This window comes from Streptomyces sp. NBC_00029 (assembly GCF_045160505.1).
Lineage (GTDB): Bacteria > Actinomycetota > Actinomycetes > Streptomycetales > Streptomycetaceae > Streptomyces.
On the sequence record NZ_CP108292.1, the window covers coordinates 3,325,689 to 3,341,293 of the forward strand.

Genomic DNA, 15,605 nt, shown 5'->3' on the forward strand with positions numbered 1-15,605 from the left:
GGGGTCGTACCTTCAGGGTTGGCGAACGGAGGGGTACGTAAACGCGCCGACGCCAGTGACTTCGCTCCTGGGGGTGCTGGCGGGCGCCGGAGCGGGGTCCGCCTCGCCCGACGTACTGCGGTAGACGGCGCTGAAGGCGAGCGCGACCATCCCGAGCCCCATCACGAAGGCGAGCACCCAGGCGACGGGGCGCAGCCAGGGGGCGCGGCCGCGGTAGGGGCGCAGACTGCCGCCGTAGGCCCCGTACGGGCCGTCCGGGTAGCCGTGACCGTGCTCGTGGTCCCAGCCGTGGTCGTCGTCGTACCCGTCGGGGTGGCCGTAGCCGTAGCCGTCGTCGTCGCCCGTCCAGCCGCCCGGGACGGCACGGGCGGCTTCGGCCTCCGCGCGCGCTCGGTCGGCCGCCCGCTGGCGCTCGGCGGCGCTCGGTTCATGGATCTCGGCGTTCCGGACGAAGTCCTCGTCGAACACCACGGAGGCGAAGTCGTGATCCGCGCCTCCGCGGTCGTCGTCGGGCTCCCCGTCGTCCGGGAACGGCTTGCCCCCCACGTCGTCCGGCACAGGAACAGCCTAGACCTGGGGGGCCTCCTTGGGCAGGGTGTCCGCCGAATTCCGGCCACACCGCGCTCAGGGGTTGACTACCGAATGTGACCGTCGCCGGTGACGATGTACTTGGTGGAGGTCAGCTCGGGAAGGCCCATCGGGCCCCTGGCGTGCAGCTTCTGGGTGGAAATACCGATCTCGGCGCCGAAGCCGAACTGGCCACCGTCCGTGAACCGAGTGGATGCATTCACGGCGACGGTGGTCGAGTCGACCAGCTGGGTGAATCGGCGGGCGGCGGCCTGCGAGGTGGTGACGATCGCCTCGGTGTGACCGGAGGTCCAGCGGCGGATGTGGGTGACGGCATCGTCGAGGGAGTCCACGACGCCGGCGGCGATGTCGTAGGACAGGTACTCGGCGGCCCAGTCCTCGTCCGTGGCGGGCAGGGCGGTGACCTTGCCGCCCTCGGCGGCGGCGAGGACCCGTGCGTCGCCGTGGACGGTGACGCCGGCGTCGGCGAGCGCGTCGAGGGCGCGCGGCAGGAAGGCGTCGGCGATGTCGCGGTGCACGAGGAGGGTCTCGGCGGAGTTGCAGACGGAGGGCCGCTGGGCCTTGGAGTTGATGAGGATGTCCACGGCCATGTCCAGGTCGGCCCGGGCGTCGACGTAGACGTGGCAGTTGCCGGTACCGGTCTCGATGACCGGGACGGTGGATTCCTCGACCACGGTCTTGATGAGGGAGGCGCCACCGCGCGGGATGAGCACGTCGACGAGGCCGCGGGCGCGCATCAGCTCGCGGACGGAGTCTCGGGACTCGCCGGGGACGAGCTGGATCGCGTCGGCGGGCAGGCCGGCGCTCTCCACGGCGTCCCGCAGGATGGCGACGAGCGCGGTATTGGAGGAGTAGGCGGAGGAACTGCCGCGCAGGAGAACCGCGTTGCCGGACTTGAGGCAGAGGGCGGCGGCGTCCACGGTGACGTTCGGGCGGGCCTCGTAGATGATGCCGACGACGCCGAGCGGGACGCGGATCTGCCGGAGGTCGATGCCGTTGGGGAGGGTGTTGCCGCGGACGACCTCGCCGACGGGGTCGGGGAGGGCAGCGACGTCACGCACGTCGGAGGCGATGGCGGCGATCCGCTCAGGGGTCAGCGTGAGGCGGTCGATGACGGTCTCGCTGGTACCGGCGGCGCGGGCCTTGTCCGTGTCCACGGCGTTGGCGGCGATGATCTCGGCCGTACGGGCCTCCAGCGCGTCCGCGATCGCCAGCAGGGCGGTGTCCTTGGCGGACCGCGGGAGTGGGGCGATGACGGCGGCGGCGGTACGGGACCGCTGCGCGGTGGCGAGGACGGGCGAGGTGGCGGCATCGAGCGAGGTCATGCCGCCCAGGGTAAGCCCCGGGCCGGGGCGGACGGCCGGGGTTCCACCCCGCGAGACGGCCTCCGGCCGGGTCAGCAGGGGGGCCGTGCTCCGCGCCGCTCCCGGGAGCCGGACCCGGTGGTCGGTACCGGTCCGTGGCGCTGTGCGGGCACAGGACCGGGGCTCCGCCCCGCACCCCGCGCCTCAAACGCCGGCGAGGCTGGGTTGGGCCCCGTGCCCCGAACGCCGGCGAGGCTGGGTTGGGCCCCCGTGCCCCGCACGTCGGCAGGCCGGGTTGGGTCCCGTGCTGCGAACGTCGACGGGGCCGGGTTGGGCCCCGGGCCTCAATCGCCGGCGGGGCTGGAGTTAGTACGGGTGGACGCCCACCGGGTGGGCCGGGGGTGGGCCGTAGCCCTCCGCCACGCGTTGGTGGTAGGTGGCGCGGTCGATGACCTCCAGGCCGACGATCTCCCAGGGCGGGAGCTGCGCCGAGGAGCGGTGTTCGCCCCACAGCCGCAGGGCGACGGCCGCCGCGTCGTGGAGGTCGCGGGCCTCTTCCCAGTAGCGGATCTCCGCATGGTCGTCCGCGTACCGGCTGGTCAGCAGGAAGGGATGGTCGTGGGCCAGTTGTTCCAGCCCGCGCCGGACCTCGGAGAGCGGAGCCGGCTTGCCGGAGACGCTGAGGGTCACGTGCCACAGGCGCGATGCGTGATCCTGCTCCTCCCCGCCACCGCCGCCGTCACCGTCCCCTGTGCCGACGCTGGTCAGCGCTCGTCCCACCAGCCGCCTCCTGTCTCCGCCACGCGGGTCCGCCCGCCTCTCACAGTTGACCAGTCCACGGGCCGCCGCGCTGCGCTTTTGACGAACCTCAGCCCTCCAGCAGGACCAGATCGTCCCGGTGTACGACCTCCCGCTCGTACGCGGGTCCGAGTTCCCGCGCGAGCTCGCGAGTGGAGCGGCCGAGGAGCTGCGGAAGCTCCTTGGCGTCGAAGTTGACCAGGCCCCGGGCCACGGCGCGGCCGTCGGCGGAGCGCAGTTCCACCGGGTCCCCGGCGACGAAGTCGCCCTCGACCGCCGCGATCCCCGCGGGCAGCAGCGAGCTGCCCCGCTCGGTCACCGCGCGGACGGCTCCCTCGTCCAGAACCAGGTGCCCCTGCGGGGTGGACGCGTGCTGGAGCCAGAGCAGCCGGTCCGCCGAGCGGCGCCCGGTGGCGTGGAAGTGCGTACCGGTCCCCCGTCCGGCGAGGGCGTCGGCCGCCTGGCTCGCGGAGGTCAGCACTACCGGGATCCCGGCGGCGGCGGCGATCCGGGCCGCCTCGACCTTGGTGACCATGCCGCCGGTGCCCACGCCCGCCTTACCGGCGCTGCCGATGGAGACGTGCGCGATGTCCTCGGGCCCGCGGACCTCTTCGATGCGGGTGGTGCCGGGCTGGGACGGGTCGCCGTCGTAGAGGCCGTCCACGTCGGAGAGGAGGACGAGCAGGTCCGCGCGGACGAGGTGGGCGACCAGCGCCGCCAGCCGGTCGTTGTCGCCGAAGCGGATCTCGTCCGTGGCGACGGTGTCGTTCTCGTTGACGACGGGCAGGGCGCCCATGGCGAGGAGCTGGTCGAGGGTGCGGTAGGCGTTGCGGTAGTGGGCGCGGCGGCTGGTGTCGTCGGTGGTGAGGAGCACCTGGCCGACGCGGACGCCGTACCGGGCGAAGGAGGCGGTGTAACGGGCGACGAGCAGGCCCTGCCCGACGCTCGCCGCGGCCTGCTGCCGGGCCAGGTCCTTGGGGCGGCGGCGCAGGCCGAGCGGCGAGAGCCCGGCGGCGATGGCTCCGCTGGAGACGAGGACGATCTCCTTCTCGCCTCCGCTGCGGGCCTTGGCGAGGACGTCGACCAGGGCGTCCACCCGGTCGGCGTCGAGTCCGCCCGCTGCGGTGGTCAGGGAGGAGGATCCGACCTTGACCACGATCCTGCGGGCGTCCACGACACCTTGCCTAGCCGCTGACACGTCTGTCCCCTTGCCCCTGTTGCCCAAAGAACTGCCTGCCACCTCAATCTACGGGGTGGCCCGACGGGGCCGCTCAGGGGTTTCAGACCGTGGACGAGTTCGACGGGCTCGACGAGGGCCGGGACGGACCCGGCCCCGGACCAGGCCCCGACCCCGGACCCGGCTCCTGCCCCGGTCCCGGTCCCGGTCCCGGCGAGTCCTGTCGCTGCTCCTGCGGATCCTGCTGCTCCTGCTCCGCCCCGGCCCCCGCCTGCGCTGCGGCCGCACGGGCGGCGCGCGGGACGAGGATCTTGCGCGAGAGCAGGAAGGTGAACGGGATGGCCACGATCGCCGCGACGAGCGGGGCGATGCGGGTGTCCATCCCGGCCCAGGCCACCAGGGCGTAGAGGCCTGCCGACTGGATGACGTAGTTGGTGACGTTCGTCAGAGGGAAGAGGAGGAACTTTTTCCAGGTCGGCCGGGTCCGGTAGGTGAAGTAGGTGTTCATGAAGAACGAGCCGACCATGGCCAGGAGGAAGGCGAGGGAGTAGGCGGCGAAGTACGGCATCCACGGGTGCAGGAGCAGGTAGATGCCGAAGAAGGTGCCGGTGTTGACCGCGCCCACCAGGGCGAAGCGGAAGATCTGGCCGAGCTGCTCCCCGCGTCTCATCGGGTGCTGCGCTCCACGATCGTCGGCTCCTCGATCACGGCGGCCGTCGGCGGCCCGGTCCGCGGGAGCGGCTGCGGCTGCGGCTGCGTGCCGTGCGACTCCTTGACCAGGAAGTGCGGCCTGCGCTTGGTCTCGTAGTAGATACGGCCGATGTACTCGCCGATCAGGCCCAGCATGATCAGCTGGACGCCTCCCAGGCCCGTGATGATGGCCACAAGAGTGACGTATCCCGGGGACTCGACGCCGTTGGTGATGGCGACGGTCGTGATCCACAGCGCGTACATGCCGGTCAGGGAGAGAAGCGACACGCCGAACCAGATGGCGATCCGCAGCGGCCTGTTGTTGAAGGAGATCAGGCCGTCCATGCCGTAGTTCAGCAGGGAGCCGAACTTCCACTTCGTCTCGCCGGCCTCGCGCTGCGCGTTGCGGTAGTCGAAGTGGACGGTGTCGAAGCCGATCCAGGAGAAGAGGCCCTTGGAGAAGCGGTTGTACTCCGGCAGCGACAGCAGCGCGTCGACGGCCGGGCGCGAGAGCATGCGGAAGTCGCCGACGCCGTCGGCGAGTTCCACGTCCACCCAGCGGTTGACGCCGCGGTAGTAGAGGCTGCTGAGGGCGGAGCGGACCTTCTTGTCACCCTCGCGCGTGCGGCGGGCGATGATCTGGTCGTGGCCCTGCCGGAAGTGCTCCAGCATGGTCGCGATGAGTTCCGGCGGGTGCTGCAGGTCGGCGTCCATGATCACGACGGCTTCGCCGGTGGCCTCGCGCAGGCCCGCGAGCATGCCGGCCTCCTTGCCGAAGTTGCGGCTGAAGGAGACGTACCGGGTCCGGTCCCTGTGCTCGGCGGCGATCTTCCGGAGCTTGTCGAGCGTGCCGTCGCGGCTTCCGTCGTCGACGTAGCAGACCTCGTACTCGACGGAAAGGGTGTCCAGGACTCTTCGGATCTCCACGTCGAAGCTGTCGATGACGGCTTCTTCGTTGTAGCAAGGGACGACTACGGAAAGCTTCGTCATGAACACTTCCTGCTGGGTCCGAACGGGTGATTGTCGACGACCACACCCGTTCCTCACCTCTTCCTTAGAAGTATGCACGGCGAGGGTCGGGCGGGAGTCGGGCTGCCGGAGTCGACGGCGGCACACGGTAGCTTTGACGAGATAAGCGGAATCCGAATGAGCTCAACGTAACGAAACGAAGGGATCGAGGTGCACGTGCCCGACGTCTCCGTGGTCGTCATCGTCTACAACGACGCAGAGCGTCTGCCGACAGCAGTCCGGTCGGTTCTGGACCAAACCCTGCACAGCGTCGAAGTCGTGATCGTCGACGACTGCAGCAAGGACCACTCGTACGCGGTCGCCCAGGAACTGGAGTCCGAGTACCCCGGAAGGGTGCGCGCCTTCCAGCTGCCGGAGAACAGCGGCGGCTGCGGCGCGCCGCGCAATCACGGCATCCAGCAGGCCACCGGAACGTACGTGATGTTCCTCGACAGCGACGACGTGCTGGAGCGCAACGCCTGCCGGAACATGCTGGACGCCGCCGAGCGGACCGGATCCGACCTGGTCTCGGGCATGTGCGTGCGCGTGCACCTCGACAACCGGTGGGGCAAGACCACCGAGTGGTACCCCTGGATCTACTCGCGCACCCGCACGCTGGAATCGATCACCGAGTTCCCCGACCTGCTGGTGTACGACACCCTCTCCACGAACAAGTGCTACCGGCGCGAGTTCCTGCTGGAGCAGGGCCTTCAGTTCCCGGTCGGCATCCACTACGAGGACCTGCTGTTCTCCGCGCAGGCCTATGTGGCCGCCCGTCGCATCACGCTGATCCCGAACCACGTCTACTTCTGGAACGTGGTCGAGAAGGCCGCGGCCAAGTCGATCAGCAACCGGCGCCACGAAATCGCGAACTTCGTCCACCGGATGGAGATCCACCGCCGTGTTGACGCCCTGCTGGCCGAAAAGGGTCATACGGACATCAAGTCCGCGAAGGACGCCAAGTTCCTCAAGCACGACCTGGTGCTGCACCTGCGCGACCTGCCGCTGCTGAGCGACGAGTACCGCCAGGAGTTCGCCCGCCTCGCCAACGGCTACCTGGCGGGCATCGACCCGGCCGCGTACGAGAACGTCACGTACCTCCAGGCGATCTGCGCCTACCTGCTGGGCAAGGAGGACTGGGACAACCTGCTCCCGGCCGCCGACGCCATGACCAACAAGGGCCGGCTCACCTCCCCGCTCGCCGAGCGCGACGGCCGCGTCTACTGGTGCGCGCAGCACATCGACGGTCCCGACGCCGACGAGGCCCGCCGGATACTGGACGTCACCGAGCAGGCCTTCCACACCACGCCGCTCACCTCCCTCACCGTCGGCAACCGCCTGACCTCCTACGAGGACGACGGCCGCGGCACGGTCACGCTGTCCGGCTCCGTCGTGAACCCCCTGGGCCGGATCCCGCAGGACGCCGACCTCAAGGCCACGCTCGAGTTCCGGGCCCGCCGGCAGATCGGGGTGCGGTCCTTCAGCTTCCCGGCGGCAGCCGTGCGCCACGCCGGTGACACGATCGAGTGGACCGTCACCGCCGACGTCGCGAGCACCGTCCGCCCCCTCGGCATCATCGACGCCGTTTGGGACGTCCGCCTCAAGCTGACCGCGGGCGGCGAGCGGATCACCACCCGCGTCTCGGTCGGCGGCGTCGACCTGGACTCGGCGGCCCGGCTGCGCGTGCGGCCCCGGCTGACCCGGCTGGTCTCCGACCGCTTCGGGCCCGAGGTGACCAAGAAGGGCAACCTCAGCTACGTGCTGAGCGCCGAGGGCGCCGCCGCCGTCCGCACCCAGTCGCTGATCAACAACGCCATACAGGGCAAGGCAGCGGGCGTGGTCAAGCGGGGTCTGCGCAAGGCGCTGCGGGCCCGCCGGAACATCGGCTCCGGCGAGCAGAAGGTGAAGATCTACCACGAGGTCTTCTCGAAGCTGCCGATCAAGAAGGGCACGGTCGTCTTCGAGAGCCACATGGGCAAGCAGTACAGCGACAGCCCCAAGGCGATCTACGAGGAGATGGTCCACCAGGGCGTGCCGTTCGAGGCGATCTGGTCGTACGCGGGCGCCAAGCCCACCGGCTTCCCCAAGGAGGCCACCCTGGTCAAGCGGTGGAGCTGGCAGTACCTGCGCGCCCTGGCCCAGGCCGAGTTCTGGGTCGACAACCAGGGCTTCCCGCTGGCGCTCGCCAAGCGCCCGGGGACCACGTACATCCAGACCTGGCACGGCTCGGCGCTCAAGCGGATGGGCTTCCACGAGCCCCGGACCAAGGCGCAGGGCCGGGCCGGCCAGGCCCGCTTCCAGGCCGCCGTGGACCGCTTCGACCACTTCCTGATCCGCTCCGAGCACGACACCCGCACGCTCGCCAAGGGCTTCCGGCTGCGCGACGAGGTGCTGCTGCGCACGGGCTACCCGCGCAACGACGCCCTCGTCGAGGCGCACCGGACCGAGGCGAACAGCGGTGAGCGGGTGCGCGGCCCGCTCGCGGGCGAGCTCGGCATCGACCCGGACAAGAAGGTGCTGCTGTACGCGCCGACCTTCCGGGCGGGCGCGGACGGCACGGTGGAGGGCTTCACCTTCCCCTTCGACGTCGAGGAGTTCGCGGACCGGCTCGGTGACCGCTTCACGCTGCTGGTGCGGACGCACTACCTCAACAGCGTCTCGCTGCCGCCGTCCGTCGCGGGCCGGGTCGTCGACGTGTCCCGGCACCACGACATCACCCCGCTGCTGGCCCTCGCCGACGGTCTGATCACCGACTATTCGTCCGTGATGTTCGACTACGCGGTCCTGGACCGGCCGATGCTGTTCTTCGCGTACGACTACGAGGAGTACGCCACCGACATCCGCGGCACCTACTTCGACCTGAAGGAGAAGGCCCCGGGCCCGGTGGTGGCCACGGCGGACGAGCTCCTGCAGGCGCTCGACGCCTTCGAGGAGGCGGACGCCAAGTACGCCCAGGCGCGGCAGCGTTTCCTCGTCGAGTTCGGCGAGTACGACCGCGGGGACGCGGCCCGCCAGATCGTAGAGAAGTTCTTCACCAGGAGCGGCAAGTGAGCCAGCAGACCGCCACCCCGGGCGGCCGTGACATCTTCATCGTCTCCAACAACGTCGACGAGCTCGGCGGCGTGACCACCTGGTCGCACCAGATGGCCCGGCAGTTCACCGACCGCGGCCACCGGGTGCACATCGTGGGCATCGCCCCGGTCGCCGAGGAGATCCGGCAGAAGCTGCCGCAGGACCTGCCGTACGAGATGACCACGCTCTACGACACCCACCCGCCGTCGGCCCGCCGGCTGCGCGGGATCAAGGGCCGGCTGAACGCGCCCGAGCGGCGCCGCCAGTCGGCGCGGCGTGCGCTGATGCGGGCCAAGGCCGAGCAGCTGAGCGAGCTGCTGCGCGCGGCCCGCCCGGGCGGTGTGGTCATCGTCACCCAGGTCTGGGCGATGGAGTGGGTGGCGCTCGCCGACACCAAGGGGCTCTCCGTCATCGGAATGAGCCACGAGTCGTTCGAGGCCAGCCAGAAGTCCACCCGCGGGGAGCGGGTCCGCCGCTTCTACCCGCAGGTCGACCGGCTGCTGGTGCTGACTCCCGAGGACGCGGACCTGTGGATCCGGTCGGGCATGGAGAACGTCGGGAGCATGCCGAACCCGCTGCCGTTCATGCCCGCCTCCCCCGCTCCGCGCACGGAGAAGGTCGTGGCGTCCGTCGGCCGCCTCGCCTTCGAGAAGGGCGTCGACCTGCTGCTGGACGCGTGGGCGGACGTGGCACCGCACCACCCCGACTGGACCCTGCGGATCTACGGGGCGGGCATGGAGGAGGCGACGCTGAAGGCGCACTGCACCTCGCTCGGCGTGGACGACTCCGTGGAGTGGATGGGCAGCACCGACGACGTGCTGGGCGCGCTGTGCGCCGCCTCCGTCTTCGCCCAGGCCTCACGGGCCGAGGGGTTCCCGATCACGCTGCTGGAGGCGATGGCCGCGGGCGTGCCGGCGGCCGCCTTCGACTGCGCTCCCGGCGTACGGGAGATCGTCGAGCACGGCGAGGACGGGCTGCTGGCCCGGCTGGGCAACACGATGGAGCTGGCCGGGCACCTGCGCGTGCTGATGTCCGACCGTGAACTGCGCGACCGGCTCGGGGACAACGCCTTCCGTTCGGTGCAGCGCTACTCCAGCACCGAGATCACCGACCGGTGGGAAGAGCTGTTCTCCTTCCTGGAGCGCTGACCCCGGCGTCCCGTGGACATGTGCGAGCGGCCCGCCCCGGATCCTTCCGGGGCGGGCCGCTCGCGCATGTGCCGGCCGGGTCAGGCCTGGAGGACGTCCCGGTGGGAGTCCCGGCGGGCCACCTTGTTGGCCTCCCAGCCCGCCCAGGCGGAGGCGACCATCTCGCGGACGTCGTGGCGGGCCTTCCAGCCCAGCTCGCCGGTGATCCGGTCGGCCGAGGCCACGACCTTCGCCGGGTCGCCGGGGCGGCGCGGGCTGATCACGGGGGCGATGTCGTGGCCGGTGATCTCGTTCATCAGCGCGACCATCTCGGCGACGGAGACGCCCTCGCCGCGCCCGATGTTGACGGTGAGGTCCTTGTACTCGCCGGCCGCGCCCCACTCGGCGAGCTTGCGGGCGGCCGCCACATGGGCCTCGGCGAGGTCCTCGACGTGGATGTAGTCGCGGATGCAGGTGCCGTCCGGGGTCGGGTAGTCGTCACCGAAGATCTTGGCGCCCTGGCCTGCGTCGAAGCGCTCGAAGACCATCGGGACCAGGTTGAAGACGCCGGTGTCGGCGAGCTCGGGGGTCGCGGCGCCCGCCACGTTGAAGTAGCGCAGGCAGGCGGTGGAGATGCCGTGCGCCTTGCCCGCGGCGCGCACCAGCCACTCCCCGGCCAGCTTGGTCTCGCCGTAGGGGCTCAGCGGCGCGCACGGGGTGTCCTCGGTGACCAGGTCCACGTCGGGCATGCCGTAGACGGAGGCGGAGGAGGAGAAGAGGAAGTTGCGGATGCCCGCGTCGGCCACGGCCTGCAGCAGGACGGCGAGGCCCTGCACGTTCTCGTGGTAGTAGTGCATCGGCTTCTCGACGGACTCGCCGACCTGCTTCTTGCCCGCGAGGTGCACCACGCCGGTGATCTTGTGCTTGCGGATGACCTCGTCCACGACCAGCCGGTCCAGGACGGATCCGACCACCAGCCCGACGCCTTCCGGCACGCGGTCCTCGTTGCCCGTGGAGAGGTCGTCGAGGACGACGACCTCCTGCCCCGCGAGCATCATCGCGCGGACGACGTGCGAGCCGATGTACCCGGCGCCACCGGTGATCAGAAACGTCATGTGTATCTCCTTGGTCCTGTCCGACTTCGGGATGAGAAGCACAGTGGGGTGAACCGGCCCGCACGGGCCCGGTCCGGGGCCGTCAGCCCGCCCCCCGGCCCGACCGGGCCCGGTGGAGGCGGTTGCGTACGAGGTCCAGCGCTCCCTCGGCACCCGGCGCGAGGCGCAGTGCGAGGGCACCGGCCCCCGTCCGGTAGGGCTGCGCCAGCAGAACACCGTACCGGCTGCTGGGCAGCGCCTGGCGGCGGAGCAGCCGGCCCCGGGGGCGCAAGGAGGTGAACACCGAGCTCCCGTCGGCGCACCGCACGCCCACCCCGACGTTCCACGCCTGCATCCTGCGCAGCCCCCGGCGGCGGCCGGTGACGGCCAGATCGGCGAGGCGGAAGGGCAGAACGGCGATCCAGCCGCCGCCGTGGCCGGGGTCGGGATCGGGCTTCAGTTCGACCGGCTGCGCCAGGACCGCCTCGCCTCCCGCACGGGCCATGAAGCTCAGCTGCGCGGTGACGGGCCCCGCCTCGGCGAGGCGCCCGTACAGGTCGTGCACGCGGATCCGGACGGCGCCGCGGCCGGCCGGTTCGGCGTCGACGGTGACGGGCAGCCCGGCGACCGGCAGCGTGCGCAGGCCGGCCAGCTCCACCGGGAGCTCGTCGCTCCACACGGGCTCGCCGGAGGGGCCGTTCGCGTACGGGGGCAGCAGCCGCGGCGGTTCGGCGGCGAGCCGGGTGAGCCGCTCGACGTCGGCGGGCGGGGTGGGGGTGGCGCGCAGCACGGAGACGATCCAGCGGGCATGGGCCGCGGCGGACTCGATGTCGGCCTCGGGGAAGGTGTCGACGTACTCCCGGGTCAGGGTCCACCAGGCGGCCTGGTACTCGGGGTCGCGGCCGAGCTCGCGCAGGTACATGCGCAGGTCGTACTCCAGGAACTTCACGCGGCAGGCGCTGCCCAGCAGCGGGGAGGCCTCGGAGAGGATCCGGGCGGCCGTGCGGTGCGCCTCGACGCGCGAGCGCCAGTTCCCGACGTCCTTGCGGTCCAGGGAGATCGACTTCTGGGCGGCGCTGCGGCGCACGTGCCAGACGTAGACGAGGTCGCCGGTGACGGCGATGCGGGGGGCCGCGGCGAGCACGCGGGCGGTGAAGACGAAGTCCTCGTAGACGAACCGGCCGTCGGGGAAGCGCAGCCCGTGCTCCTCGAGGAAGGCGCGCTCGTACAGCTTGTTGACGCAGAGTGTGTCGCGGACGAGATCGGGCCGGTCCGCCGGGCGTTCGATCACATCGCCCGGGGTGTGGAGTCCGGGCATCCACGGCACGTCGTGGCCCTGTGGCAGCTCCCGCCGTACCGCGGCGCCCACGGTGACCGGGGCGCCGTGTTCCCCTGCCGTGCGGACCAGGGCGTCGGCCGCCCCCGCCGGCAGGATGTCGTCGCTGTCGAGGAAGAGGACGTACCGGCCGGACGCGGCCGCGATCCCGTCGTTGCGCGGGGTGCCGCACCCTCCGCTGTTCTCCGTCCGGTGCACCACCTTGAGGCGGGGGTGGACGGCGGCCAGCTCGTCCAGCACCTGAGCGGTGCCGTCGGACGAGGCGTCGTTCACCGCGATGACCTCGGTGACCACCGGGCCCTGGGCGAGGGCCGAGGAAACGGCCTCGCCCACGAGCCCGGCGTCGTTGTACGCGATGACCACGACGGAAACCGTGGGGAGGTTGCTGCTGTTCACCCGGAAGATCCTAGGCGACCGGCGTAAAGGCGCCTTCAAACCTTCCGGGCACATGTCCCTCGGGAAGGAATCAGAACGGCCGGAACTCGTCGTACTCCTGCTGCGCCGAGTCGCCGCGCTTGGCGTCCTTCTCCTTGCGGCGAGTCGTGGCCGGGCGCGGAGCATCCAGGCGGTGGTCCTCACCGCGGCGGCCCAGCATCTCGGCACCGGCCATCATGGTCGGCTCCCAGTCGAAGACGACGGAGTTCTCGTCGGAGCCGATGGCCACGCCGTCACCGGCGCGGGCGCCGGCCTTCTTGAGCGCGTCCTCGACGCCGAGGCGGTTGAGGCGGTCCGCGAGGTAGCCGACGGCCTCGTCGTTGTTGAAGTCGGTCTGGCGGACCCAGCGCTCGGGCTTCTCGCCACGCACCTTGTAGACGTCCTCGGCCTCGTCGTAGGTGACGGTGAAGCCGGAGTCGTCGACAGCCTTCGGGCGGATGACGATACGGGTCGCCTCCTCCTTCGGCTTGCGGGCACGGGCCTTGGCGATGACCTCGGCGAGGAAGTAGGAGAGCTCCTTCAGGCCGGTACGGGCGACCGCGGAGACCTCGAAGACCTTGTAGCCGCGGGCCTCCAGGTCCGGGCGGACCATGTCGGCGAGCTCCTGGCCGTCCGGGATGTCGACCTTGTTGAGGACGACGAGACGCGGACGCTTCTCCAGGCCGCCGCCGTAGAGCCTGAGCTCCTCCTCGATGACGTCGAGGTCGGCGATCGGGTCGCGGTCGGACTCCAGCGTGGCGGTGTCCAGGACGTGCACCAGCACCGAGCAGCGCTCGACGTGGCGCAGGAACTCCAGGCCCAGGCCACGGCCCTGGCTGGCGCCGGGGATCAGGCCCGGGACGTCGGCGATCGTGTAGACGGTCGAGCCGGCCGTCACGACGCCCAGGTTCGGGACGAGGGTGGTGAAGGGGTAGTCCGCGATCTTCGGCTTGGCCGAGGAGAGCACCGAGATCAGCGAGGACTTGCCGGCGCTCGGGAAGCCGACCAGCGCCACGTCGGCGACGGTCTTGAGCTCCAGGACGATGTCGCCGGTGGTGCCGGGGACGCCGAGGAGCGCGAAGCCGGGGGCCTTGCGGCGGGCGGAGGAGAGCGCGGCGTTGCCGAGGCCTCCGCGGCCGCCCTCGCCCGCGACGTAGGTGGTGCCCTGGCCGACGAGGTCGGCGAGGACGTTGCCCTCCTTGTCGAGCACGACGGTGCCGTCCGGCACGGGCAGGATCAGGTCCTGTCCGTCCTTGCCGGAGCGGTTGTCGCCGGCGCCGGGCTGGCCGTTGGTGGCCTTGCGGTGCGGGCTGTGGTGGTAGTCGAGCAGGGTGGTGATCGACTGCTCCACCACCAGAATGACGTCGCCGCCACGGCCGCCGTTGCCACCGTCGGGGCCGCCGAGCGGCTTGAACTTCTCCCGGTGAACGGAGGCGCAGCCGTGGCCCCCGTTACCCGCGGCGACGTGCAGCTCGACGCGGTCCACGAAGGTGGTCATGGGTGTTCCTCCAGATACAGCGGGAATAGTCCGGAAAATCCGGTGGCAGGCCTTGCTGCCCATTAAACGTGTCTATGTGACAACGCGCCGAGGGCGGACCTCTCTTCCCGGCTCGCGCCGGAAAGAGCTGAGATCCGCCCTCGGGAAGTTACGTACGCTTGATCAGCAGAAGCTGGATCAGGCGGCCGGAACGATGTTGACGACCTTGCGGCCACGGTGCGTGCCGAACTGAACGGCACCCGCCTGCAGCGCGAACAGCGTGTCGTCGCCGCCACGGCCCACACCCGAACCGGGGTGGAAGTGGGTGCCGCGCTGGCGGACGAGGATCTCACCAGCGGAAACGACCTGACCGCCGAAGCGCTTCACGCCGAGCCGCTGAGCATTGGAATCGCGCCCGTTCCGGGTGGACGATGCGCCCTTCTTGTGTGCCATGTCTCAGTCCCTCTTACTTCGCAGCCGCGGGGATACCGGTGACCTTGATCGCCGTGTACTGCTGGCGGTGACCCTGGCGACGGCGGTAGCCGGTCTTGTTCTTGTAGCGCAGGATGTCGATCTTGGCGCCCTTGTGGTGGTCCACAATCTCGGCCGTGACCTTGATACCGGCCAGGACCCACGGGTCGCTGGTCACGGCGTCGCCATCGACAACGAGCAGGGTCGAGAGCTCGACCGTGTCGCCAACCTTGGCAGTGGAAATCTTGTCAACCTCAACGATGTCACCAACAGCAACCTTGTGCTGGCGACCACCGCTGCGCACGATGGCGTACACGCGGATCTCTCTCTCGCTCGATTCGGGAACCCCTGAAGCCAGCCGGCCCCGCGGGAACCGCAGGCCGGCCTCCCCCGCGCCGCGAGGCGGTACGGGAGGTGAGGTGCTCAGTGGATGGCGTGCACATAGACACGCCAGCGACCCAGGTTACGGGCCCCGGTTTGATGGGTCAAACCGGGGCCCGATCACACACCGCCGTCGCCTGCTACGACCCGAGGACCGACGGGTCGAACCGCGCGGGATATCCGTTCTCCCGCAGGTCGTCGAGCTCGACCGTCGCTCTCACACGCTGGTCGGCCCCTGCCTCGGCCAGCCGCAGCAGGACCTCGACCGCTCGGTCGTAGCAAGACCTGCTGAAGCGTGCACACGTGGAGAACAGGTCGATGCAGACCAGTCGCTCCTCGCCGGAACCCGAATCCGCCACCGCCTCGAACGCCGGCAGTCCCCTCTCGATCTCCCGACGCAGTTCGCGCACGGAATCGGGGTCGTCGGCCTCGACCACCGCAGCAGCGAGCTGGAAAAGGAGGTACAGGACCTCCGCCCGCGAAGCGGCAGTCGCGGTCGCGAGACCGGACACGAGGCACGCGGCCATCACGTCCGCACCCGGCTGGAGGGCGCCGTTGACCGGGACCACCAGCTCTTCGATCTGGTCCACCCGTCGCCCGACCGACACCTCGTCGGAGGCACTGATCAGGGACGCCACCAGCTGCCGTGCTTCTTCGTGCTGCACGCG

At 70.7% G+C, this 15,605-nt stretch carries 13 protein-coding genes and 1 pseudogene; 2 read left to right on the forward strand and 12 right to left on the reverse strand.

What is annotated here, in order from left to right; genetic code table 11:
- Positions 1-12 precede the first annotated feature (12 nt).
- From OG753_RS15875 to OG753_RS15900, 6 genes and pseudogenes are all read right to left on the reverse strand, one after another.
- Entirely contained in the window at positions 13-558 is a 546-nt protein-coding gene (locus OG753_RS15875) for a hypothetical protein (RefSeq protein ID WP_405788854.1), read from the reverse strand.
- A gap of 77 nt (positions 559-635) precedes the next feature.
- Positions 636-1,913, reverse strand: coding sequence for a glutamate-5-semialdehyde dehydrogenase (locus OG753_RS15880; RefSeq protein WP_327262438.1), 1,278 nt, complete (start codon positions 1,911-1,913; stop codon positions 636-638).
- A 345-nt stretch (positions 1,914-2,258) separates the two neighbouring features.
- Positions 2,259-2,726 (reverse strand): hypothetical protein, encoded by a 468-nt coding sequence (locus OG753_RS15885; RefSeq protein ID WP_327266776.1) that lies wholly within the window; start codon positions 2,724-2,726, stop codon positions 2,259-2,261.
- A gap of 34 nt (positions 2,727-2,760) precedes the next feature.
- The gene (gene proB, locus OG753_RS15890) at positions 2,761-3,888 is read right to left on the reverse strand and encodes a glutamate 5-kinase (RefSeq protein ID WP_327262439.1); all 1,128 of its coding nucleotides are present in this window, start codon (positions 3,886-3,888) and stop codon (positions 2,761-2,763) included.
- A gap of 220 nt (positions 3,889-4,108) precedes the next feature.
- Positions 4,109-4,537: pseudogene (locus OG753_RS15895) on the reverse strand (GtrA family protein); the annotation flags it as partial.
- Positions 4,534-5,547, reverse strand: a complete 1,014-nt coding sequence (locus OG753_RS15900; protein ID WP_405788855.1) for a glycosyltransferase family 2 protein — start codon at positions 5,545-5,547, stop codon at positions 4,534-4,536. The pseudogene OG753_RS15895 and the gene OG753_RS15900, both read right to left, overlap by 4 nt.
- 189 nt (positions 5,548-5,736) lie before the next feature.
- Between OG753_RS15900 and OG753_RS15905 the strand changes: the two genes are divergently transcribed.
- On the forward strand, positions 5,737-8,616 hold the full coding sequence (locus OG753_RS15905) for a CDP-glycerol glycerophosphotransferase family protein (RefSeq protein WP_405788856.1): 2,880 nt from the start codon (positions 5,737-5,739) through the stop codon (positions 8,614-8,616).
- Positions 8,613-9,785, forward strand: coding sequence for a glycosyltransferase (locus tag OG753_RS15910; RefSeq protein ID WP_327262442.1), 1,173 nt, complete (start codon positions 8,613-8,615; stop codon positions 9,783-9,785). Before OG753_RS15905 ends, OG753_RS15910 begins: the two co-directional genes overlap by 4 nt.
- A gap of 80 nt (positions 9,786-9,865) precedes the next feature.
- Here the strand turns inward: OG753_RS15910 and galE are convergent, their stop codons facing one another.
- From galE to OG753_RS15940, 6 genes are all read right to left on the reverse strand, one after another.
- A complete protein-coding gene (gene galE / locus OG753_RS15915; protein WP_327262443.1) occupies positions 9,866-10,879 on the reverse strand; it encodes a UDP-glucose 4-epimerase GalE in 1,014 nt (337 codons plus the stop codon).
- Positions 10,880-10,961: 82 nt separating this feature from the next.
- Entirely contained in the window at positions 10,962-12,590 is a 1,629-nt protein-coding gene (locus tag OG753_RS15920; protein WP_405788858.1) for a glycosyltransferase family 2 protein, read from the reverse strand.
- Positions 12,591-12,660: 70 nt separating this feature from the next.
- Positions 12,661-14,106 (reverse strand): GTPase ObgE, encoded by a 1,446-nt coding sequence (gene obgE, locus OG753_RS15925; RefSeq protein ID WP_401280678.1) that lies wholly within the window; start codon positions 14,104-14,106, stop codon positions 12,661-12,663.
- A 177-nt stretch (positions 14,107-14,283) separates the two neighbouring features.
- On the reverse strand, positions 14,284-14,538 hold the full coding sequence (rpmA, locus tag OG753_RS15930; protein ID WP_030027134.1) for a 50S ribosomal protein L27: 255 nt from the start codon (positions 14,536-14,538) through the stop codon (positions 14,284-14,286).
- A gap of 13 nt (positions 14,539-14,551) precedes the next feature.
- Positions 14,552-14,872 (reverse strand): 50S ribosomal protein L21, encoded by a 321-nt coding sequence (rplU, locus tag OG753_RS15935; protein ID WP_030715748.1) that lies wholly within the window; start codon positions 14,870-14,872, stop codon positions 14,552-14,554.
- Positions 14,873-15,077: 205 nt separating this feature from the next.
- Positions 15,078-15,602, reverse strand: a complete 525-nt coding sequence (locus tag OG753_RS15940; RefSeq protein ID WP_405788861.1) for a hypothetical protein — start codon at positions 15,600-15,602, stop codon at positions 15,078-15,080.
- Positions 15,603-15,605: the final 3 nt, after the last annotated feature.

Coding starts and splice junctions, on each gene's coding strand:
- OG753_RS15880 (WP_327262438.1), bottom strand. CDS start 1,913: ATGACCTCGCTCGATGCCGCCACCTCGCCCGTCCTCGCCACCGCGCAG.
- rpmA (WP_030027134.1), bottom strand. CDS start 14,538: ATGGCACACAAGAAGGGCGCATCGTCCACCCGGAACGGGCGCGATTCC.
- OG753_RS15900 (WP_405788855.1), bottom strand. CDS start 5,547: ATGACGAAGCTTTCCGTAGTCGTCCCTTGCTACAACGAAGAAGCCGTC.
- galE (WP_327262443.1), bottom strand. CDS start 10,879: ATGACGTTTCTGATCACCGGTGGCGCCGGGTACATCGGCTCGCACGTC.
- obgE (WP_401280678.1), bottom strand. CDS start 14,106: ATGACCACCTTCGTGGACCGCGTCGAGCTGCACGTCGCCGCGGGTAAC.